This is a genomic window from Pseudomonas cyclaminis, from assembly GCF_015163715.1.
GTDB lineage: Bacteria > Pseudomonadota > Gammaproteobacteria > Pseudomonadales > Pseudomonadaceae > Aquipseudomonas > Aquipseudomonas cyclaminis.
In genome coordinates this window covers 1-21,250 of sequence record NZ_JADDUM010000047.1, presented here as the reverse complement: position 1 = coordinate 21,250, position 21,250 = coordinate 1, and the positions used below count along the sequence as shown (strand labels likewise).

Genomic DNA, 21,250 nt, shown 5'->3' with positions numbered 1-21,250 from the left:
GCAGGGTGCCACAATGGCGCCTTTGTCGTGGCAGTCGAATCAGGCGAATTTCATGAATGGCCTTGGGCGTGAGCAGGACCAGGATTGCTTTATAGAGCAGCAGGTGCGGACCGACCGTCTGCACCAGCTGTTCCGGCAGTCATTTGCCGCCATCTTCGGCAGTTACCTGGCGGCAGTCATGCTCTGCTGGCTGTGTTGGGAACGCTTCGATCGCAATGTGATGCTGGTGTGGCTGGTGGTGCTTTCGGTGTCGTCGCTGCTGCGGGTCAAGATGTTCATGGACTGGTTTCGCTGCCCCAACAGTGAGCGCACCCCGGATCGCTGGGAGCGCCGCTACTGGATTACGTTGATGCTGTCCGCTGGCGTCTGGGGTCTTGGTGCGTTGGCGGTGATGCCGCCGGATGACCGGCTGTCCCAGGCGCTGGTCATGTTGTTCACCGTGGGCATGTCGGTCAGCGCGGTGTCGTGTTATTCGGCCTATCGCTACATGACGCTGGTGTCCATCGGCCTGGTGTTGCTGCCTTGCACTGTGTGGCTGCTGTTCCAGCCGTCGTCCATGCAGGTGGGGGTCGCCATCGCGGTGCTGGTGTTCGCCACCTTTGTCGCCAGCGCTACGCGTAAATTGTCCGACGCGCTGGAGAAGGCGTTTCGCCTGACCCGGCAAATGGAGCGCGCTCACAGCATTTCCACCCGTGCCGCACAAACCGACGAACTGACCGGGCTGATGAACCGCCGTGCGTTTTTCGAACATGCCCACCTGCTCTACGCGCAGTGCCGGCACAACCAGCAGCCACTGTGCGCGCTGATGATGGACATGGACCACTTCAAGCACATCAACGACACCTACGGCCACCAGGCCGGCGATCAGGTGTTGCGCCAGATTGGCGGGGTGATCAGTGCTTCGTTCCGTAAATCTGACGTGTATGGCCGCCTGGGCGGCGAGGAGTTTGCGGTGTTGCTGCCCAATACCTCGCTGGAAGCCGCGCAGGCTATTGCCGAGCAGTTGGTCGAGTCGATTTCCGGGCTGGCGGTCGAGCCGGTCAAGGGGCTTTCGGCAAGCCTGGGCGTGGCCTCGACCCATGCCCAGGATGAGGACCTGCATGGCCTGATGAACACCGCCGACAAAGCGCTGTACCGGGCCAAGGCGCTGGGCCGCAATCAGGTGGCCGTGGCGCAGTAGGGTGGCGGTCAGTCCTTGAGCATCGCCTTGACCAGCACCCGCGACACCTGCTCGGCCGAGTAAGGCTTGGGCAGGAATTCGAAGCCTTCGTAGCCGCTGTCTGCCAACTCGTCGCTGTAGCCCGAGGTCAACACCACTGGCAGGTCTGCCCGGCGCTGGCGCAGCAATTTGGCCATGGCGACGCCCGTGATACCGGGCATGACCACGTCGGAGAAGATCACATCGAAGGCCGCTGCATCCTGGCCGGCCAAGGTCAGGGCTTGCTCGGCATCGGTCGCCCAGGTGGTTTGGTAGCCCAGGTCTTGAAGGATCTGGCTGGCAAAGCGCCCGACTTCCAGGTTGTCCTCCACGATCAGCACCCGGCATTGGGTGGTGTCGTGGGGCGCGGCGAGCGTTTCCTGAGGGCTGGGTGGCAGCGATGCCTGGGCTTCGACCTGGGGCAGGTACAGGGTGAACACGCTGCCTTGGCCGGGCGTGCTGGACACATCGATATTGCCCCCCGACTGCTTGGCAAACCCGAAGACCTGGGACAGGCCCAGGCCGGTGCCCTTGCCGACCGCCTTGGTGGTGAAGAACGGCTCGAAAATCCGCTCCACGGCGTCGGCCTCGATACCCGGCCCGGTATCGCCAATGGCGATGGCGATGTAGGGCTGGCGTGACCCCGCGTCGCCACGGATGCGCGGCAGCGCCTGCCGGCCGGCGACCCGCAGGCTCAGCGTGCCCTGGCCGCCCATGGCGTCCCGTGCGTTGAGGGCGATGTTGATCAGGGAGGTTTCGAATTGGCTGGCGTCGATACGTGCGAAACAGGCCTGCGCCGGCAACTCGACCTGCACCTGAATGCGTGCGCCGGTGACGCTTTCCAGCATCTCGCCAATGTTCTGGACCCGCTGGCCCACGTCGAAGACTTCCGGATTGAGCGGTTGGCGGCGGGCAAAGGCGAGCAACTGGCTGGTCAGCTTGCTGGCGCGCTCCACGGTGTCCGACACCGCGCCCATGTAGCGCTGGCGGCGTTCTTCCGACAGGCCTGGCTGACGCAGAAAATCCACCGACGAGCGAATGATCGTCAGCAGGTTGTTGAAGTCATGGGCGACGCCGCCGGTCAACTGGCCGATGGCTTCGAGTTTCTGGGATTGGCGCAGGGCGGCTTCGGCCTGGGCCAGCGCCTGGGTGCGTTCTTCCACCCGTTGTTCCAGGTAGGTGTTCAACTCTGCATACGCTGCCAGGCCTTCACGCACATCGGCATCAGCGCGCACGCGCTCGATATGCGCCCAGGAACGTTCGGTGACTTCCCGCAGCAAGGCCAGGTCGTAGGGTGACCAGGGCCGGGCGGATTTGTCGTGGACGGCCATCAAGGCGGTCAGACGGCCGTTCTTGATCAGCGGCATGCAGATGGTGGCGGTTACCCCCAGCGCCTGGAAGGCCGCAGATTCTTCGGGCGGCAGCTCGCGCAGGTTGTCGTAGATCACCAGCGGCTCGCCACCCCGCAGGCAGTTGACGGCCTTCTCGCCGAATCCTGCCAGGCTGTAGCGGCCGATGATGCTCGGCGAGCCGGGCGCGGTCCAATTGTCGCGGATGGTAAAGCCGTCTTCATCGGCGTCCATGTCGGCATAGGCGCAGTTGCTGACTTGCAGGTGTTCGGCGAGCAACTGTGTGGTGCGGGTCAGGATGGTTTGGGCATCGGTCGCATTGGTCACCGCATTGCCAATGGCATCCAGCACCGCCAGGCGACGGGCGAGAAATACCGTGGCAGTGGTTTCGGTCACGGTGTCGAGCATGCCCACCACCCGGCCGTAGGGGTCGCGGATCGGGCTGTAGCAGAAGGTGAAATACGCCTGTTCCCGCGCCTGGCCACGCTCAATCACCAACGGGAAATTTTCAATATAAGTCGCGTGCCCCTGGAACGCCGCGTCGGCGATGGGGCTGATGTCGGACCACACCTCGCGCCAGATGTCGCTGAACGGGCGGCCCAAGGCATGGGGCTTATTGCCCAGGATCGGAACAAACGCGTCGTTGTAGAGGGTGATCAACTGCGGGCCCCAGACAATGGCCTGGGGAAAGCTCGACGCGAAACACAGCGCAACGGTGGTCTTCAAAACATCCGGCCATTGCTCCAACGGACCGAGCGGCGTGTTGGCCCAATCATGCTGAAGCACCTGTTCAGCCATGTCGCTGCTGCTTTGCAGCCAATTCATCATTGGGAAACACCTTGTAATCCAGAGTCTTCAGCGCGCCTTTCAGTGTGTGGCGCAAAGCTACAGACCCGCTTGGACGCTGCCGGTTCAGCACAATTATCCGATAGATGGCGATTTGATGCTCTACTCATTTGAATAGATTGGACCCGCTGGGGTTGGGCCATTGCCCACCCCTTATTGCGTGCCGAACAAACCGGTCCAGTAGATGCCCGCATCACTCTTCGGGTCCATGGCATAGGCCGCGCCCAGTTCGCGAAATTGCGGGTTCATCAGGTTGGCACAATGGCCGGGACTGGCGAGCCAGCCGTCGACCACCTTGCGCGGGGTATCGAGGCCTGCGGCGATGTTTTCGCCGATGTTTTTTGCGATGTACCCGGCCAGTTCGGCGCGGTCGCCGGGCGTGCGGCCGTCGTGGTCCAGATGGTCGAAGAAATTGCCGTTGGCCATGTTGCGTGTGTGGCTGTTGGCGGCGCTGGCCAGGGTGTCATTCCACGACAGCGGGGTGGTCGCGGTAAACGCCTGGGTGCCGCATTGGCGCGGCTGAGTGCGGGCGGCGTTGATCAGGTCGAGCAGTTTGCGGCCTTCGGTCTGCCAATCCCCCAGGCCACTGGACAACAAGGGACGGGCCAGCACGATGCGCCAGTCCTGGCCGCTGTTGCTCACGCCGATATCGATAAATTGCGGGTCCAGCACCACCCGGCAGAAACTCTCGCGCACCGCCTTCATGGCGGCCTGGGCATCCTTGGGACCGGACAGGCTGATGGCCTGCACGTTCACCATGGGGTACGCGGCCCGGGCCAGCGCCTGCTGCAGGTCGCCGACGTTAGTGGCCGGCAGCACCAGCCGGGTGTCGCTGGCCAGCGGTGGCAGTTCCTGGGAACCCTGGTCGCCGCAGCGCTGGACTTGGCTGCGGTACTCGTTGATCTGTTGCACCAGCTGACTTTCTTCATTCGCCATCGCGCTGGCGCAGAACACCGAACTGGCGGCCAGCGTCGTAAGACCCATCATCAATGACAGAACGCGCATGGACGTTACCCTTGAGCTTGAAAGCGCCCATGATGCGCGATGTAACCCGGTCTGGCGCAACGCCTTTTTTGTTTTTTTGCCTCAACGGAGGTTATGAAGGCCATTCACGGCGCGGTTGCGGCCCCATGCCATCACGGCGGCAAGAAGGATCAGACCAGACGCGGCGGCGAAGGTAACGTGCAGGCCATTTGCCACGGACTGCGCGGTGGCCTGGGTCACATCGGGAGTTGCCCACGCGAACACCGCGCCCAGTGCCGAAGCACCGACAATCAGGCCGAGGTTGCGGGACAGGTTCAACAGGCCCGAGACAGTGCCGCGCCGAGTCGCCTCGACATCGCGCATCACGGCGGTCGTATTCGCCGCCTGGAACAGGCTGTAGCCCGCAGTCAAAACAATCAGCGCGCCCAGGTAGCTGGGCAACCCCGAAGCCAGCGTCAGCCACAGCGCGCCGCACAGCAGAATGCCGAGCCCGCTGCGGGTCATGCGTTGGCTGCCCAGGCGGTCGGTCAGGCGGCCCGCCGGTATGCCGGTGGCAGCTGCGACGCACGGCCCGACGGCCATGGCCAGGCCCATCCAGGCCGGGTCAAGCCCCAAGCCACGAGACAGGTAAAACGGCCCGACGACGAAAGTGGCCATGATCACCGCCGCGACCAGCGCACTCATCGCCAAGCCTGTGCGCAACGGCGGATCCTTTAATAGCGTCCAGAACCGATGGCCACTGGATGTTGGCGCATGTTGTCGATCCGCCGGCAGAAAGCGCCAGGCAAGGGCAGCCGCCAGCAGTCCGAGCGGTACGCCCACCAGAAACAATGCCCGCCAGCCCGACAGGCTTAGCAGCACACCGCCGACGCTGGGCCCCATGGCGGTGCCCACGGCCGACATCGTGCCGAGCAAACCCATCACCCTGCCGGTGCGTTCCTTGGTCACGGTATCGCCGACCATGCCCAGGGCCATGGCCATCATGACCGCCGCGCCAAGCCCTTGCAGGGTGCGTGCAGCAATCAGCCTGTCGAGTGAGGCCGCTGCGCCGCACAGCCCGCAGGCCAGGCTGAACAGCAGCAAGCCGCCGAGCAGCAGCCGACGCCGTCCCAGGCGATCACCCAGGCGGCCGGCGCTGACGATCACGCCGTGATCGCCAGCAGATACGCCAGCACCACCCACTGCACGGCGTGAAACGACGCGTTGAACGCCTGCGCCAGGCTGGGCAGGCCGACATTGGCGATGCTGGTGCCCAGTGACGCCAGCAGCATGGACAGCGACAGGCTGATGAGGCTGCCGCGTGGGGAAGGGGGCATGGGCAATTCCTTGAGTGAAGGCAACTGTCACAACTCTACGGCGTCGCCTAATATGGCGAAAGACGCAGGGTATGCAGCAAATACCTGCACCAAACGCCTGATGAGGAATGCTGATGCCTGATCTGAATCTGCTTGTCACCCTGGATGTGCTGCTTGCCGAAGGCAGCGTTGCCGGCGCGGCCAAGCGCTTGGGCTTGAGCCCTTCGGCCATGAGTCGCGCCTTGGCACGCCTGCGTGAAACCACTGGCGACCCGCTGCTGGTACGCGCCGGTCGCGGCCTGGTGCCCACGCCCCGCGCTGTGGCGTTGCGCGAACAGGTCAGCCGTCTAGTGCAGGACGCCCAGACTGTGCTGCGCCCCGCGCAGTCTGTGGACATGGCCGTGGTAGCGCGCACGTTCACCTTGCGCACCAGTGAAGAGTTCGTCGAAAGCTTCGGTCCGGCGCTCCTGGCGCGTATCGCCCGGGAGGCCCCCGGCGTGCGCCTGCGTTTCGTCAGCAAGACCGACAAGGACAGTACGCTGCTGCGCGACGGCAGCGTCGATCTGGAAACCGGCGTGGTCGACCCCACCGCCAGCCCCGAGGTGCTGACCCAGGCGCTGTTCCGCGACCGCCTGGTTGGCGTGGTGCGCAGCGGTCATCCCTTGAGCCAGGGCGACATCAGCGCTGCGCGGTTTGCCGAGGGCGAACACGTCTACGTCTCGCGGCGCGGGCAGGCGCGGGGGCAGATCGACGATGCGCTTGAAACCCTGGGCTTCACGCGGCAAATCAGCAGCATCGTCGCCGGTTTCTCCACGGCCATTGCCCTGGCGCGTGACACTGACCTGATCGCCAGCGTGCCGCAGCGCTACGTCGCCAACCGTCGCGACGTGTTCTGTTTTGCCCTGCCGCTGAGGTTGCCGACCTTTACGGTGGCGATGCTCTGGCACCCACGGCTGGACGCCGACCTGGCCCACCGCTGGCTGCGCGGGTGTGTACGCGAGGTGTGCGGGCAATAAACCGTGCGCAACAGGTACAATCGCGGCTGCCTAGACGTGAAACCCCAGGAATTTGCATGTTCAGCCTTACCCGTTACACCACGCCATGCCCCGAGCCCATCAATGGCCAGATCCTGCAGATGGTGGTGGACAACCTCACCGACATCAGCAGCGTTGCGCTGCCGCCGAGCAACCTGCTGTACAACATCTACCAGTACGCGATTGGCTTTGAGGTGCACCTGTACCTGGAGGCGCTGAACGGCGAGAAGGGCATTGCCGTCGAACTGATCGTCGCCACCGATGCCCAGGACGCGGAGAAGGTCATTGGCTTTTTGCTGTGCCTGCCGGTGAAGGATGATCCCGACGCCTGCGGCATTGCCTTTATGGCAGTGCAAGCCGGCATGCGCCGCCAGGGTGTGGCGCGGGGGATGATGCAGGACGTGCTGGCGCGCTATCCCCATGCCGAGCTGGGGTGTGCGGTGGAAAAGGTGCCGGTGTTCGAGGCCCTGGGCTTGCAGGTGCGCGGCGCACGCGGCACGCAGGTGCTGATGAACACGCGGGATTACGGCACCGATGGCTTGATGGGCGTGCTGGATGTGGCGCCGATCTACAGCTCCCTGGAAGTGCGGCAGATCCACACGTATTTGCTGCAAAAACACGGCAAGCGCGCAATGGTTGACGCGGAGAAGCAGCGGGATCGGCATCTGGATCAATTGACGCGTAAAGTCCGGTTGTTCGTGCAAGCGCGTGACTGAAACACCCGTCATACCCACCCTTGAGCGCCAAGCGCCGACAAGCGCACGCCTGTCGGGGTTGGCGATCAGAAGCGATCCAGTCGATACAGCCCAGGCTCCGGTAAACCTGCATGTCCGGGCGTTTCCGACATCCGTTGGCCCACCATCTCCGCTGTCACCGCCGCCTGGGTCAAGCCCAGATGCTGGTGCCCAAACGCGAGCAGCACCTTCCCGTCGCACACCCGGTCAATGATCGGCAGTGAATCCGGCAGTGATGGTCGAAACCCCATCCACGGCGTGGCGTCCCGTGCACTCAGCTCATCGCGGAACAACCCCTGGCTCAACCGATGCAGTTGCCAGGCGCGTTGCATGTTGGCCGGGCGTTCGAGGCCGGCGAACTCCACGGTGCCGGCCAGGCGCAGGCCGCCTGCCATGGGCGTCATGATGAATTTGCGTTCCAGCGAGGTGACGGCGAACGGCAGGCGTTGCTGCTCGTGAGGCAGCATCAGGTGATAACCACGCTCCGTGTCCAACGGGATTTTTTTGCCGGTCAGAGCGGTGGTGAGTTTGGCTGAATGGGCACCGCAGGCAATCAGGACCTGGCCCGCGCAGAAGGCGCCTTGATCGGTCGTCAGCATGACACCATCGGCCTCAACCCGCGCATCCAGCACCTGGCGCTTGAGAAACTGCACGCCGCTGGCCTTGGCCGCCTCCACCAACTCACACAGCGCCTGGTAGGGATCGAGAAAGTGCCCGGTCCCCGGAAAAAACAGCCCGCCCTGGATCTGCTCGCTCAATTGCGGGGCAGCCTTACGGATGGTATCCGCCGACCAGAACGCCACCGGCACGTTTTGCTGCTGCATGCGCCGTTGCAGGCTATCGAGCGCCTCACGCGATTGCGCCCGCTCATACACCAGCAGTGAGCCATCCTCGCGCAACAGCTCAGGCCGATCGATGCTGGCCAGCAAACGCTGCCAGGCACCCAGGCTGCCTTCATTCAACGCACGAATGCCGGCCACGGTTCGCTGGTAACGGGCGGGTCGCAGGTTCAGCAACAGCCGGACAAACCAGGGCAGGGCGCGGGGCAGGTATTTCCAGTCCAGGCGCAGCGGCCCCATGGGGTCCATCAGCATGGCGGGCAAGCGCTTGAGGATCGACACATCGGCGATGGGAAACACTTGTTCGGTCGCCAGGTGCCCGGCGTTGCCATAAGAAGCCCCCATGCCTGGTTCCTGACCGTCGAGCACCACCACGCGCCGTCCTTGGCGCGCCAGCTGCAAGGCGCAGGTGACGCCGATAATGCCGGCTCCGACCACGACAAACTCTTCAGCCATGGCCTATGCCTCTCTCTGGCCATCGAGCAATCGGCGCAACGACAAGGGATTGCCGTGCCGGAGCGCGTCGGGCAACAGCGCATCCGGGAAGTCCTGATAGCACACCGGCCGCAGGAATCTGAAAATCGCCGCAGTGCCCACCGAGGTGCTGCGCGAATCCGACGTCGCGGGGAACGGACCGCCATGGACCATGGCGTCACACACTTCCACCCCCGTCGCCAGCCGTTGACCAACAGGCGACCGGCCTTGCGTTCGAGCACCGGCAACAGGGCACGGGCCGGCAGCAGGTCAGCTTCATCCAGATGCAGGGTCGCCGTCAGCTGGCCCTCCAGGTGTTCGGAAACGGCGCGCACCTGCTCCTCATCAGCACACGCCACCACCAGCGACGCGCAGCCGAACACCTCGGCCTGCAAGTGTTGATTGGCCAGGAACGCCTCGGCATGGGTCACGAACAGATGCGCCTGGGCCTGATTGGGACCTTCGGCGGCCAAGCCTTGTGCCGCGAGCTGCGCATGGTTGGCCAGTGCGCCAACGCCGCTTTCGTAGGCGCTGAAGATGCCGGGGGTCAGCATGGTCTGGGCCGGGCAACCAGACAGCAAGTCCCTGGCAACCTGGATAAAGCCGTCCAGCGCCGTGCCTTTCACCGCAATCACCAGGCCAGGGTTGGTGCAGAACTGGCCCGCGCCTTGGGTCAATGAGGTCACGAACCCTTCGGCCAGCGCATCACCGCGTGCCGCAAGGGCCGCAGGAAACAGATACACGGGATTGATCGAACTCATTTCCGCGTACACCGCAATCGGCTCCGGCCGAGCCTGCGCGGCCTGGGTCAGCGCAACGCCGCCGCTGCGCGAACCGGTAAACCCCACGGCCTTGATACGTGGGTCGCTGACCAGTGCAATGCCGACTTCGCGGCCCGAACCGTACACCAGCGAAAACACCCCGTCCGGTAATCCACAGGCCTTGACCGCCCGCGCCACCGCACGGCCCACCAGTTCGCTGGTGCCCGGGTGCGCGCCATGGGCTTTGACGACCACCGGGCAACCGGCGGCCAGCGCCGAGGCGGTATCGCCGCCCGCCACGGAAAACGCCAAGGGAAAGTTACTGGCGCCAAACACCGCCACCGGCCCCAGCGCAATGTGGCGTTGACGCAAGTCTGCGCGGGGCAGCGGAGCACGCTGCGGCTGCGCGGGGTCGATGCGCACATCCAGCCATTCCCCGGCGCGGACTGTGCGGGCAAAGGCGCGCAATTGCCCGCAGGTACGCCCGCGCTCGCCCTGGATACGTGGGCGTGGCAGGCCGGTTTCAGCCACGGCGCGGTCAACCAGTTCATCGCCCAGAGCTTCGATCTGAGTGGCGATGGCTTCAAGGAAGGCTGCACGCGCCTCCAATGAGGTTTCGCGGTAGCTGTCGAACGCCGCCCACGCCAGGGCGCAGGCCTGTTCGACGTGCCCGGCATCACCGCCCAGGTAGGCGGGCTCAAGCGGCGTGCCAGTGGCGGGATTGATGGCCCGGATCGCCTCGCGAGTACCGGAAAGGGAGTGCTGACCGATCAGCATCTTGCCCGTCAGAGTCATGGGATCATCCTGCAAAAAAACCGAGTTGGCCGCTGTAAACACCACAGCGGCGCGCAAACATCAGGCGACGTTCTGTTCTGCCGACCAATTGGCGTACCACTGGCGGAACAACGCGTACTGGTTTTGCGCATAGCGGCGCTGGGCGTCACTGAGCACGTCGGTCTCGTTGAAGTGCAGGTCGTAGCCCTTGTCGCCGTTGAGCACCATCAGGTGCTTGTAATACAGCACCAGGTCGCAGCCTTCATCGAAGGATGACAGCACCGCCAGCGCCGCCTCCAGCTCACGGGCCAGGCGCCGCGCCTTGGCATCGCCCTTGGCCGCCTGTTTGCTCAGGGCCACCAGTTGCAGCACTTCCCGTGGCAAGGCATTGCCGATACCAGTGATGGCGCCGGTGGCGTTGCAGTTGACGAAACCATGCACCACTTGGGTGTCGACGCCGACCATCAACGTCACGCTGTCGTCCTGGGAGGTGATGTGTTCGGCGGCGTAGCGCAGGTCGGCGCCGCCGCCGAATTCCTTGAAACCGATCAGGTTCGGGTGCTCGCGGCGCAGTTCAAAAAACAGCTCGGCGCGGGTGGCGAAGCCGTAGTACGGGCTGTTGTAGATCACTGCCGGCAGGTCTGGCGCGGCCTTGAGGATCGCCGAGAAGTGAGCCTTTTGCGCAGTGGCAGACGCGCCACGGGACAGTACGCGGGGAATTACCATCAAGCCATGGGCGCCGACCTTGGCTGCATGGGCGGCGTGGGCCACCGCTTCACGGCTGTTCACCGCGCCAGTGCCGACAATGGTCGGCACACCGGCCGCCACCAGGCGCGCCACGCCTTCCTGGCGTTCGGCCTCGGTGAGCAGCGGCCAGTCCCCCATGGAACCGCAGTACACCACGGCGCTCATGCCGGCCTCGATCAACTCGCGGCCTTTGGCGACCAGTGCGTCGAAGTCCGGCTTGCGCGCGGCGGTGCACGGGGTCATCAGCGCGGGAATGCAACCGGTGAAAATGTTGTCGCTCATTGTGCTAACTCCGTTCAGTCAAATAGAGAGGGCTCAGATGCCCCAGGCGAAAGGGTCCTGCTCGTCGATCAGCAACGTGCTGTCGGCGGTCATGTAGGCGCGGCCGGTGATGAAGGGGATGACACGTTCGCCGTCCCATTCATAACGGCCTTCGAATTGGCTGCCGGTGATGCTGGCCTGTACCCAGGTCGCCCCGGCGGCGAGCTTGCCGTCGGCGGCCAGGCACGCCAATTTGGCGCTGGTGCCGGTGCCGCACGGGGAGCGGTCGTAGGCCTTGCCGGGGCACATCACGAAGTTGCGGCTGTCGGCGTGGGCGTCGTCGGCGAACAGTTCGATATGGTCGATCAGCGCGCCTTCTGCACCGCCGATGCCCTGGTCTTCCAAGGCCTTGAGCATCGCCCAGGTGTAATCGGTGAGGGCATCTACATTGCTCATCTCCAGCGCCATGCCATGCTCGGACACCAGGAAGAACCAGTTGCCGCCCCAGGCGATATCGCCGTGCACCACGCCATGCCCCGGCACCTGCACTGCCACGTGCTGGCGATAGCGATAGGCGGGCACATTGCGCAGGGTCACGGCGCCGTCTTCGTGCAAGGTGGCGGCCACCGGGCCCACCGGCGTGTCGATGCTGTGCACGCCCGGCTGGATACGCCCCAGGTGGTGCAAGGACGCGACCAGCCCGATCGTGCCGTGGCCACACATGCCCAGGTAACCGGCGTTGTTGAAGAAGATCACCCCGCAGGTAGCCCCCGGCGTGACGGGTTCGCAGTACAGCGCACCGACCAGCACATCGTTGCCACGGGGCTCCAGCAGGCAGGCGCGGCGCCATTGGTCGTGTTCGCTGCGCAGGTTGTGGAGCTGGTCGGCAATGCTCGCGCCCTGGAGCGCGGGAAAACCGGTCATCACCAGGCGCGTCGGTTCGCCGCCGGTGTGGGAGTCGATCACGTGCAGTCGCTTCATAGCGCGCTCCAAATCAGTGAGTAGCGGGGGACAGCGGGGCGCTGGCGTGGGGTTCGTCGACGGCTTCGCTTTCATCGGCGTCATGTTCCAGCTGCACCAGGTGCGCGGGCACACCGGTGGCTGCGCCCCAGTAGTAAATGCCCAGGGCACAGACCGCGACCACCAGCGTGTCAAACGGGTGGCTGATGACCCCAAGGCCGCCAAAACTGCCGAGCTTGGACAGCAGGATCGTCACCGCGTAGAAGCCGATCAGCCAGGCAGACGAACGCACCTGTTGCTTGAGATTGATATGCGCCGTCGGCACCCAGCGTGCGCACAGCAGGTACACGCCAAACATCAGGATTTGCAGGCCGAGCAGCCAGGACACCGTGCTCCAGCCAGACCAGTAAACGATCAACGCTGCGATGATGAACGACAGCGGACCCAGCACCGCCATGCCCTTGACCCGGAACGGTCGCGCCATCTGCGGCGCATTACGGCGCAACGCGGCGACGGTGACCGGGGCCACGGCGTAGCTGAGGATCAGTGCGGCAGAGACCACGTTGATCAGCGCTTCCCAGGACGGAAACGGCAGGGTCCAGAACACCGACAAGCCAAACGTCAGCCACAGCGCCGGACGCGGGATGCCGGACTTCTCATCAATGCGCGTGAAGATCTTGAAAAACGTGCCGGTCTGCGCCCAGCCATACACCACACGGGGCGTGGCGTTCATGTAGATATTGCCGCAGCCGCTGGGGGAGATCACCGCATCGGCCACCACCAGGTAGGCCAGCCAACCCACGCCCAGCGCCAGGGCGATATCGCGGTAGGGCAGGGCCAGTTCCTTGCTGATCCCGGCCCAGCCGTCGGCGAGCATTTCGGTGGGCACACCGCCCAGGAACGCGGTTTGCAGCAGCACGTAGATGGCAGTCGATAGCAGTACCGAAAGAATCAATGCAATTGGAATCGTGCGTTGCGGGTTCTTCACTTCACTGGCCACCGAGATGATCGGCGTCAGCCCCAGGTAGGCAAAAATCACCCCGCCCGCCGACACGGCCATCTCGATGCCCGACAGGCCAAACGGCGCAAACCCGTGCACCTGGAAATTCGCCGGTTTGAAGAAGGTGAACAGCACACCGATCACCAGCAACGGCACGATGAACTTGAACACGCTCACCAGGTTATTGGCGATGGCGAAGGTTTTCACGCTGCGGTAATTGAGCACGAAGAACAGGCACAGCAGGGCGAACTGCGCCAGCCAGCCGAGGGTGGTCGGGTCGCTGGAACCGGCTTTGGTCAACTCGGGAAACCACGCCGCCGCGTATTGGCGCGAGGCAACCACTTCAATCGCCACCAGGCTGGAAAACGCGATCAGCGTAATAAAGCCCATCAGGTAACCCAACAGTGGGCCGTGGGAGTACACCGGGTAGCGCACCACGCCACCGGCGCGGGGCAATGCGGCGCCCAGTTCGCAGTACACAATGCCAAGCAGCAGCACGGCGAAACCACCGATCAACCAGGAAATGATCCCCGCCGGGCCTGCGATCGCGGACACATGGCTGGCCGCAAACAACCAGCCGGAGCCGAAGATGGCACCCAACCCGATAAAGGTCAGGTCCATCAGGGAAAGCTGTTTCTTGAACTTGCCTTGAGCTGACATAGCGTCGCCTTCTTGTGAGTTATTGGATAGGCATGCAGTGGCGTTATCGTGAACGCGCAGGCGGCGCGGCGATTGATGTTTTTTGCCGACATCGATGACGAATTCAGCACAGTTTTCGTCGCTCGACAGCGCTCCGGGCATCGTGCAATCTGCTATGTGTCGAGGGGGTCAGCAGGGGAAATACCGTCATGATGCACAGCGCGTTTGCGACCCTTTGCCAAGGGGGCGGTGCGAACCGCCCCCACGACATCGAGCAACTGGTGGCCGGCGTGGCGCAGCTGCTGCCGATGCTGGATGTGATCCCCAATGCGGCCCTCTTCATCAAGGACCTGGACGCCCGTTACGTGCTTGCCAACCGCACCCTGGTGCAGCGCTGCGGCCTCAAGCAACTGCAACCCTTGCTGGGCAAGACCAGCGCCGACGTGTTCCCGGCGCAATTGGGGCCGGGCTACACCGAGCAGGATCGGCGTGTGCTGGAGCAGGGCTTTGTGCTTGAGGACCAACTCGAACTGCACCTCTACGGCACCCGCGAACCCGGTTGGTGCCTGACCCACAAATGGCCGTTGTATAACCATGAAGACCGCATCATCGGCCTGGCCGGCATCTCGGTGGACCTGCAATCGGCCAGCCAGACCCACCCGGCCTACCAGCGCCTGGCCGTTGTGGACGAGCACATCCGCACGCACTTCAACCGCCGCGTCACCCTCGGCGAGCTGACCCGCATCGCCGGGATTTCCGTGGCGCAACTGGAGCGCTACTGCAAGCGCGTGTTCCACCTCACGCCCCGGCAGATGATCCAGAAAGTGCGGCTTGAACACGCCCATCGCCTGTTGCACAGCGACCTGCCGATCACCGAAGTGGCGTTACAGTGCGGTTATACCGACCACAGTGCGTTTACCCGGCAGTTCAAGGCATCCACCGGGTTTACGCCACGGCAGTACCGTCAAGCCACGCAGGGAATGGCGTAACGACCGCCACTGCAATGCAACGAATGGCCCGCGTACCCCTCATATGTCTACGAGCAATGCTTCACGACGACAGGTACTGAGCTTATGACTGCGGCTGAAAACAACCATGTGAACTGGCTGGTAGAACAATCGATGCTGCATGCCGCCCGCCAGCGCGCCAAGCTCTATTCCGGGCAAGGCCGGTTGTGGCAACAGCCCTTTGCACAGACACGGCCGCGCGACGCCACGGCGCTGTCGTCGGTGTGGTTCACCGCGTACCCCGCGTCGATCGTGACCCGTGAGGGCGGTACGGTGCTGGAGGCGCTGGGGGATGAAACCCTGTGGCATACCTTGTCGAAGATCGGCATCCAGGGCATTCATAACGGCCCGCTGAAAAAGTCCGGTGGCCTCAGCGGCACGCGGCACACGCCGACCATCGACGGCAACTTCGACCGCATCAGCTTCGAGATCGACCCGCAGTTGGGCACCGAGGCGCAGTTGCAGGCGTTGACGCGCATGGCAGCGGCGCACAACGCGGTGATCATTGACGATGTGATCCCGTCCCACACCGGCAAGGGCGCGGATTTCCGCCTGGCCGAGATGGCCTACGAGGATTACCCTGGCCTCTATCACATGGTGGAAATTCGTGAGGAAGACTGGCCGTTGCTGCCCGACGTGGCCGAGGGCCGCGATGCGCAGAACCTCAGTCCCTCGCAGGTGGACGCCCTGCGCGACAAGCACTACATCGTCGGTCAGTTGCAGCGGGTGATCTTCTTCGAGCCTGGCGTCAAGGAAACCGACTGGAGCACCACGCCCGAGGTCATCGGCGTAGATGGCAAGCCGCGCCGCTGGGTGTACCTGCATTACTTCAAGGAAGGCCAGCCTTCGCTCAACTGGCTGGACCCGACCTTCGCCGCGCAGCAAATGATCATCGGCGACGCCCTGCACGCCATCGACGTGATGGGCGCCAAGATTTTGCGCCTGGATGCCAACGGCTTCCTCGGTGTGGAACGCAAGCTCGATGGCACTGCCTGGTCCGAAAGCCATCCGCTGTCGATCACCGGCAACCAACTGCTTGGCGGGGCGATTCGCAAGGCCGGCGGGTTCAGCTTTCAGGAACTGAACCTCACCGTCGACGATATCGCGTCCATGTCCCACGGCGGCGCCGACCTCTCCTATGACTTCATCACCCGGCCTGCGTACCAGCATGCACTGCTGATGGGCGATGCCGAGTTTCTGCGCCTGATGCTGCGCGAGATGCACCGCCAGGGCATCGACCCCGGCTCGCTGATCCATGCCTTGCAAAATCACGACGAGTTGACGCTGGAACTGGTGCACTTCTGGACCCTGCATGCCCATGACAGCTTCCTCTACCAGGGCCAGACCTTTCCCGGCAATATCCTGCGCGAGCACATCCGTGAGCAGATGTACGAGCGCCTGACGGGCGAGCATGCGCCGTATAACCTCAAGTTCGTCACCAATGGCGTGTCCTGCACCACGGCCAGCATCATCACGGCGGCGCTGGGTATCCGTGACCTGGAGGCGATAACGCCGGCGGATATCCAACAGATCCGCCAGATCCATTTGCTGCTGGTGATGTACAACGCCATGCAGCCCGGGGTGTTTGCCTTGTCCGGCTGGGATTTGGTAGGCGCGCTGCCATTGGCAGCCGACGACGTTGCGCACTTGATGCAGGACGGCGACACCCGCTGGATTCATCGCGGGGCTTACGATCTGGTGGACCTGAACCCCGATGCCGAACTGTCCGCCGGCCAGATGCCACGCTCGAAAAGCCTGTATGGCAGCCTGAACAGCCAGTTGCTGGACCCTGAATCATTTGCCTCGCAGCTGCAAAAAATCCTGGCCGTGCGCCGCGCCTACGACATCGCCGCCAGCCGCCAGATCCTGGTGCCGGATGTGGAAAACCCCGCGCTGCTGATCATGGTTCACGACTTGCCGGCCGGGAAGGGCACGCAAATCACTGCGCTGAACTTCGGCCCTGCGCCGATCACGGAAACCCTGCACCTGCCGGATATTGCAGCGGGGATGGTGGTGGACATCATCAATGAACGGGTTGAGGGCGACCTGACGGCGGAGGGTGAATTCACCATTACCCTGGATGCCTATGAAGGGCTGGCGCTGCGGGTCGTGAGCAGCTCACCGATCTAACGGACACAGTTGTTCAGTCGGCGGTAGTTACGTCTGGGGTGACTTATCGGCCAATTGGAACCGATACCCCACCCCATACAATGACTCAATCGGCGTCTCCCCCGGACAGGCCTGTTCCAGCTTGCGCCGCAGGTTGCGGATATGGCTGTCCACCGTCCTGTCAGTGACCACGCGGTGGTCGGAGTAGAGCCTGTCCAGCAGTTGATCACGGGAGAACACGCGACCGGGTGAGCAGGCGAAGGTGTTGAGCAGGCGCAGTTCCAGGGGGGTGAGGTCGAGGGCAATGCCGTCCAGGGCGGCCAGGTAGTACGTCTCGTCGATCACCAGGCGCGGCGCGGCGGTGCTGAGCAAGTGCGGGCTGCGGCGCAGGATCGCCTTGACCCTGGCCACCACCTCCCGTGGACTGAACGGCTTGCAGATGTAGTCGTCGGCCCCCAACTCCAGGCCCAGCAAGCGGTCAACTTCCTCGACGCGGGCGGTGATCATGATGATCGGCACCGCGCTGAACCCCCGCAGGTCCTGGCACAGTTGCATGCCGTCGCGGCCGGGCAGCATCAGGTCGAGCAAAATCAACTTGGGGTCATGGGCGCGCACCGCCGGCACCACCTGCAAGCCGTTGTCCAGGCACAGGGTGCCGTGGCCGGCGGCTGCGAGATAGTCGCGCATCAGGGCGGCGAGCTTGGGTTCGTCTTCGACGATCAGGATCGGGCGTTCATCGACCATGGTTCACAGGCTCCGAGGCAAACGCAGGGTCAGCCACAGGCCGCCCAGCGGCGAGTGCTCGGCGCTGAGGCTGCGCCGTGGGCGAGGGCGATGCTGTGACAGATCGCCAGGCCCAGCCCTGCGCCGCCACTGCTGCGGTTACGCGAGGCGTCGCCCCGATAGAAACGCTCGAACAGACGCGGCAGTTGATTCGCGGAAACGCCGGGGCCGGAATCCATGAAATCGATGCGCAACTCATCACTATCCACGACGGCGCTGATGCGAATCAGCCCTTGCGGGTCGGTATAGCGCACAGCGTTTTCCAGCAGGTTGGAGAACAGTTGCTGCAAGCGATTGGCGTCGGCCATCAACGTCAGGGGTTGGGCTGGCAGTTCCAGTTCCACACGCAACTGGCGGGCACTCAAGCGTTCCTGGAACATACCCACGCTGCTTTCCAGCAGTTGGTTGAGCACGCAGGTGGCTTTGCGGTAGGTCAGGGCACCGACATCGGCCAGCGACAGCTCATACAAATCGTCCACCAGTTTGCTGAGCATGCTGACTTCACCTTGCAGCGACCTCATCGAGTGCTGGTCCAGGGTCCGCACACCGTCCTCAATCGCCTCCAGCTCGCCGCGCAGCACTGACAGTGGCGTGCGCAGTTCATGGGACACATCGGCCATGAATTCGCGGCGCATGGTTTCATTGCGTTCCAGGGTGTAGGCCAGTTGGTTGAAGTCCCGCGCCAATTGGCCGACTTCATCGGTGGAGGCCACGACCACGCGGCCGCTGTAATCACCGCTGGCCAGGCGGTGGGTGGCGGCGGCCACGCGCTTGACCGGCTCCAGCAGCGCGCGGGCGATCCACCAGGCAATCAGCATCGCCAGCAGCAGCGAAAACACGCCCATCACCAGGCTGGTGCGCAACTGGTACTGCTGGAAGCGTTCGCCCCCGGCTTCGGTCACGCTCTGGAAAGGAGTAACGGCCAGCCAGCCCACCGTTTCACCGGCCACGACAATCGGCAGGGCCAAGGCGTCATCGGCAATCCGGGTGTAGCCGGTCACGCGCTTTTTATCTTTGTCGAGCAGGGCGATACGGAACAGTGCGCCAGTGAGGTCGGAGATCTGCGGCGTCTTCAAGTCGCGAGTCTGCGGCTGTTCACCCGGCTCCGGGCGCATCACTTCAAACCAGCGGTCCGGCTGGTTACGGAAAAATTCCCAGGTCCCTTCGCGTTCATACGCACCCGCCAGGCGCGGCACCACCGTGGCCATGCGCTCCAGCGCCTGCTCGTTGATATAGCCAAGGAAGCCCCGGCCAAAACTCCAGCTGGTGGCCAGGCCCATGCTCAGGATGACCAGCAGCACGCCGGCCAGCACCGCGACAAACAACTTGGTGGAGATACTCAAGTTCATGAAGAGAGGCCGTAAAAAATGGACCCGCCCATTTAGGCCCCCACGGCAGAAAGATTCAACCCAAGTGGGCAATCTTCAATTTTCCTGCACATTTGCCTTGCAGCATTGGGGACAAGGCTCAGGCCATCCCGTCTTGCAGAGGCAGCTATGTCGACCAAAATTTTTGCCAAATACCTGGTAACCGCCGCGGTTTTCCTTTCCCTGATCATCCTGGTGTTGCTCGGCGGGTGCTCGGCCGGCGATCCGGCCCCTGAAGTCGCCACGCCGAAGGTCTCGGTGATCACCGTACAGCCTCAAAACCAGATACTGACCACCGAACTCGCCGGGCGCACCCAGGCCTTTATGGTCGCGGAGATTCGCCCCCAGGTCGGCGGCATCGTGCAGCAGCGCCTGTTTACCGAAGGCGCCGAGGTCAAGGCCGGGCAGGCGCTGTACCAACTCGACGCGGCGCCCTACAAGGCCTTGCTGGCCCAGGCCCAGGCCAGCCTGACCAAGGCCCGCGCCACGCTCAAGTCGGCACAGACCACCGCCACGCGTAACGCGCAGTTGGTGAAGATCGACGCGATCAGCCAGCAAACCAATGAAGACGCCCAGGCCACGCTGCTGACCGCTGCCGCCGACGTGCAAGTCGCCCAGGCCGACGTCGACACCGCCCGCATCAACCTGGCCTACACCCGTATCAGCTCGCCGGTGGCCGGGCGCATCGAAACCTCCACCGTCACCCCCGGTGCGCTGGTGGTGGCCAGCCAGGACACGGCGTTGACCACCGTGCAGCAGCTCGATCCGATCTACGTCGACGTCACCCAGTCCACCACTGAACTCCTCGCCCTCAAGCGCGACCTGGCCAGCGGCGTGTTGCAGGCCAATGGCGACGGCGAAGCGCGCATCAGCCTCAAGCTCGATGATGGCAGTACCTACAACCACGAAGGCCGCCTGAAATTCAGCGGAGTCAGCGTCAACCAGGGCACTGGCACCGTGACGTTGCGCGCCGTGTTCGATAACCCGGAACACCTGTTGCTGCCGGGCATGTACGTGCGCGGCGTGCTGGAACAGGCCCGGGATGAACAGGCGATCCTGGTCCCGCAAAAAGCCGTGAGCCGCAGCGCCAGCGGCGTGACCTCGGTGTTGCTGGTGGTCGACGGCAAGGTCGAACAACGGGTACTCACCGTTGACCGCGCCGTGGGCAACCAGTGGTGGGTCACTGCCGGCTTGAAAACCGGTGACCAGGTCATCGTCGAGGGCGGGCAAAAAGTCCGCGTCGGTGCGGTGGTCCAAAGCCAGGCCGCTGACCTCGGCACCCTGGCGCAGGAGGGTTGAACATGGCGCGTTTCTTTATTGATCGACCGATTTTTGCCTGGGTCATCGCCATCGTGATCATGCTTGGCGGTGCACTCTCCATCAGCCAATTGCCGCTGGAGCAGTACCCGGACATCGCGCCGCCCACCGTGCGAATTTCCGCCACCTACACCGGTGCCTCGGCCAAGACCGTGGAAGACTCGGTGACCCAAGTCATCGAGCAGCAGATGAAGGGCCTGGACAACCTGACCTACATGTCGGCCTCCAGCAGTTCGGCAGGCAGCGCCAGTATCAGCCTGACGTTCGCCGCCGGCACCGACCCGGATGTGGCGCAGATGCAGGTACAGAACAAACTCCAACAGGCCGAATCGCGTTTGCCGCAGTCGGTGCAGAGCGAAGGCCTGACGGTGACCAAGGGCGGCTCGGACTTCCTGATGATTGCCGCCCTGGCGTCGGACAACCCCGGCGTCACCGGCACCCAGATTGGCGATTACATCTCCAGCACTCTGCTCGATTCCATCAGCCGCATTGACGGCGTGGGCGATGTGCAAACCCTGGGGTCGGCTACGCCATGCGCATCTGGCTGGACCCGGCGCTGCTGGAAAAATACGCGCTGATGCCGTCAGACGTCAGCACCGCCCTGGAAGCGCAAAACACCGAAGTCTCGGCCGGCCAACTCGGCGCATTGCCGGCGGTGAAGGGCCAGCAACTCAACGCCACCATCAGTGCCCGGAGCAAGCTGCAGACCGCTGAAGAGTTTCGCAACGTGGTGGTCAAGTCCACCAGCGACGGCGCGGTGGTGCTGTTGGGC

At 63.8% G+C, this 21,250-nt stretch carries 13 protein-coding genes and 4 pseudogenes; 7 read left to right on the top strand and 10 right to left on the bottom strand.

The window, feature by feature from the left end:
• Positions 1 to 13: 13 nt before the first annotated feature.
• Entirely contained in the window at positions 14 to 1,180 is a 1,167-nt protein-coding gene (locus tag IQK56_RS08190) for a GGDEF domain-containing protein (RefSeq protein WP_150675213.1), read from the top strand.
• A gap of 8 nt (positions 1,181 to 1,188) precedes the next feature.
• Here the strand turns inward: IQK56_RS08190 and IQK56_RS08185 are convergent, their stop codons facing one another.
• The 3 genes and pseudogenes from IQK56_RS08185 to IQK56_RS08175 all read right to left on the bottom strand — a co-directional run bounded on the left by IQK56_RS08185 (position 1,189) and on the right by IQK56_RS08175 (position 5,693).
• Positions 1,189 to 3,375 carry a GAF domain-containing hybrid sensor histidine kinase/response regulator gene (locus IQK56_RS08185; RefSeq protein ID WP_193863456.1) on the bottom strand — a complete coding sequence of 729 codons (2,187 nt, stop codon included), beginning with the start codon at positions 3,373 to 3,375 and terminating at the stop codon, positions 1,189 to 1,191.
• Positions 3,376 to 3,546: 171 nt separating this feature from the next.
• Positions 3,547 to 4,398, bottom strand: a complete 852-nt coding sequence (locus IQK56_RS08180) for a CAP domain-containing protein (RefSeq protein WP_112195110.1) — start codon at positions 4,396 to 4,398, stop codon at positions 3,547 to 3,549.
• Positions 4,399 to 4,479: 81 nt separating this feature from the next.
• A pseudogene (locus IQK56_RS08175) lies at positions 4,480 to 5,693 on the bottom strand (MFS transporter).
• 113 nt (positions 5,694 to 5,806) lie between these two features.
• Between IQK56_RS08175 and IQK56_RS08170 the strand changes: the two are divergent.
• Both IQK56_RS08170 and IQK56_RS08165 read left to right on the top strand, forming a co-directional pair.
• Positions 5,807 to 6,688 carry a LysR family transcriptional regulator gene (locus tag IQK56_RS08170; RefSeq protein WP_193863459.1) on the top strand — a complete coding sequence of 294 codons (882 nt, stop codon included), beginning with the start codon at positions 5,807 to 5,809 and terminating at the stop codon, positions 6,686 to 6,688.
• Between the two features lie 56 nt (positions 6,689 to 6,744).
• Positions 6,745 to 7,422 (top strand): GNAT family N-acetyltransferase, encoded by a 678-nt coding sequence (locus IQK56_RS08165; RefSeq protein WP_193863461.1) that lies wholly within the window; start codon positions 6,745 to 6,747, stop codon positions 7,420 to 7,422.
• A gap of 65 nt (positions 7,423 to 7,487) precedes the next feature.
• Here IQK56_RS08165 and IQK56_RS08160 read toward each other — a convergent pair whose 3' ends face one another.
• The 5 genes and pseudogenes from IQK56_RS08160 to IQK56_RS08140 all read right to left on the bottom strand — a co-directional run bounded on the left by IQK56_RS08160 (position 7,488) and on the right by IQK56_RS08140 (position 13,916).
• A complete protein-coding gene (locus tag IQK56_RS08160) occupies positions 7,488 to 8,735 on the bottom strand; it encodes an NAD(P)/FAD-dependent oxidoreductase (protein ID WP_193863463.1) in 1,248 nt (415 codons plus the stop codon).
• A gap of 3 nt (positions 8,736 to 8,738) precedes the next feature.
• Positions 8,739 to 10,309 (bottom strand): annotated as a pseudogene (locus tag IQK56_RS08155) (aldehyde dehydrogenase (NADP(+))).
• A gap of 60 nt (positions 10,310 to 10,369) precedes the next feature.
• Positions 10,370 to 11,317, bottom strand: coding sequence for a dihydrodipicolinate synthase family protein (locus IQK56_RS08150; protein ID WP_122310087.1), 948 nt, complete (start codon positions 11,315 to 11,317; stop codon positions 10,370 to 10,372).
• 33 nt (positions 11,318 to 11,350) lie between these two features.
• A complete protein-coding gene (locus IQK56_RS08145) occupies positions 11,351 to 12,277 on the bottom strand; it encodes a 4-hydroxyproline epimerase (RefSeq protein ID WP_193863467.1) in 927 nt (308 codons plus the stop codon).
• Positions 12,278 to 12,290: 13 nt separating this feature from the next.
• Complete coding sequence (locus tag IQK56_RS08140) at positions 12,291 to 13,916, bottom strand: APC family permease (RefSeq protein WP_193863469.1); 1,626 nt, start codon at positions 13,914 to 13,916, stop codon at positions 12,291 to 12,293.
• Positions 13,917 to 14,104: 188 nt separating this feature from the next.
• On the opposite strand from IQK56_RS08140, the gene IQK56_RS08135 reads away from it, so the two are divergent.
• Positions 14,105 to 14,884, top strand: a complete 780-nt coding sequence (locus IQK56_RS08135) for an AraC family transcriptional regulator (RefSeq protein ID WP_193863471.1) — start codon at positions 14,105 to 14,107, stop codon at positions 14,882 to 14,884.
• An 84-nt stretch (positions 14,885 to 14,968) separates the two neighbouring features.
• Positions 14,969 to 17,032, top strand: a complete 2,064-nt coding sequence (gene treS, locus IQK56_RS08130) for a maltose alpha-D-glucosyltransferase (protein ID WP_122307241.1) — start codon at positions 14,969 to 14,971, stop codon at positions 17,030 to 17,032.
• A gap of 27 nt (positions 17,033 to 17,059) precedes the next feature.
• Here treS and IQK56_RS08125 read toward each other — a convergent pair whose 3' ends face one another.
• Positions 17,060 to 17,755 carry a response regulator gene (locus IQK56_RS08125; RefSeq protein WP_193862311.1) on the bottom strand — a complete coding sequence of 232 codons (696 nt, stop codon included), beginning with the start codon at positions 17,753 to 17,755 and terminating at the stop codon, positions 17,060 to 17,062.
• Positions 17,756 to 17,758: 3 nt separating this feature from the next.
• A pseudogene (gene baeS, locus IQK56_RS08120) lies at positions 17,759 to 19,143 on the bottom strand (sensor histidine kinase efflux regulator BaeS).
• Positions 19,144 to 19,290: 147 nt separating this feature from the next.
• Here baeS and IQK56_RS08115 point away from each other — a divergent pair.
• Positions 19,291 to 20,460, top strand: a complete 1,170-nt coding sequence (locus IQK56_RS08115; protein WP_193862310.1) for an efflux RND transporter periplasmic adaptor subunit — start codon at positions 19,291 to 19,293, stop codon at positions 20,458 to 20,460.
• 2 nt (positions 20,461 to 20,462) lie between these two features.
• A pseudogene (locus IQK56_RS08110) lies at positions 20,463 to 21,250 on the top strand (efflux RND transporter permease subunit); the annotation flags it as partial.

Bases quoted from the DNA above. Each gene is read 5' to 3' on its own strand.
- IQK56_RS08125 (WP_193862311.1), bottom strand. From the start codon at position 17,755: ATGGTCGATGAACGCCCGATCCTGATCGTCGAAGACGAACCCAAGCTC.
- IQK56_RS08135 (WP_193863471.1), top strand. From the start codon at position 14,105: ATGATGCACAGCGCGTTTGCGACCCTTTGCCAAGGGGGCGGTGCGAAC.
- IQK56_RS08190 (WP_150675213.1), top strand. From the start codon at position 14: ATGGCGCCTTTGTCGTGGCAGTCGAATCAGGCGAATTTCATGAATGGC.
- IQK56_RS08140 (WP_193863469.1), bottom strand. From the start codon at position 13,916: ATGTCAGCTCAAGGCAAGTTCAAGAAACAGCTTTCCCTGATGGACCTG.
- IQK56_RS08180 (WP_112195110.1), bottom strand. From the start codon at position 4,398: ATGCGCGTTCTGTCATTGATGATGGGTCTTACGACGCTGGCCGCCAGT.
- IQK56_RS08170 (WP_193863459.1), top strand. From the start codon at position 5,807: ATGCCTGATCTGAATCTGCTTGTCACCCTGGATGTGCTGCTTGCCGAA.
- IQK56_RS08150 (WP_122310087.1), bottom strand. From the start codon at position 11,317: ATGAGCGACAACATTTTCACCGGTTGCATTCCCGCGCTGATGACCCCG.
- treS (WP_122307241.1), top strand. From the start codon at position 14,969: ATGACTGCGGCTGAAAACAACCATGTGAACTGGCTGGTAGAACAATCG.
- IQK56_RS08160 (WP_193863463.1), bottom strand. From the start codon at position 8,735: ATGGCTGAAGAGTTTGTCGTGGTCGGAGCCGGCATTATCGGCGTCACC.
- IQK56_RS08115 (WP_193862310.1), top strand. From the start codon at position 19,291: ATGTCGACCAAAATTTTTGCCAAATACCTGGTAACCGCCGCGGTTTTC.
- IQK56_RS08145 (WP_193863467.1), bottom strand. From the start codon at position 12,277: ATGAAGCGACTGCACGTGATCGACTCCCACACCGGCGGCGAACCGACG.
- IQK56_RS08185 (WP_193863456.1), bottom strand. From the start codon at position 3,375: ATGATGAATTGGCTGCAAAGCAGCAGCGACATGGCTGAACAGGTGCTT.
- IQK56_RS08165 (WP_193863461.1), top strand. From the start codon at position 6,745: ATGTTCAGCCTTACCCGTTACACCACGCCATGCCCCGAGCCCATCAAT.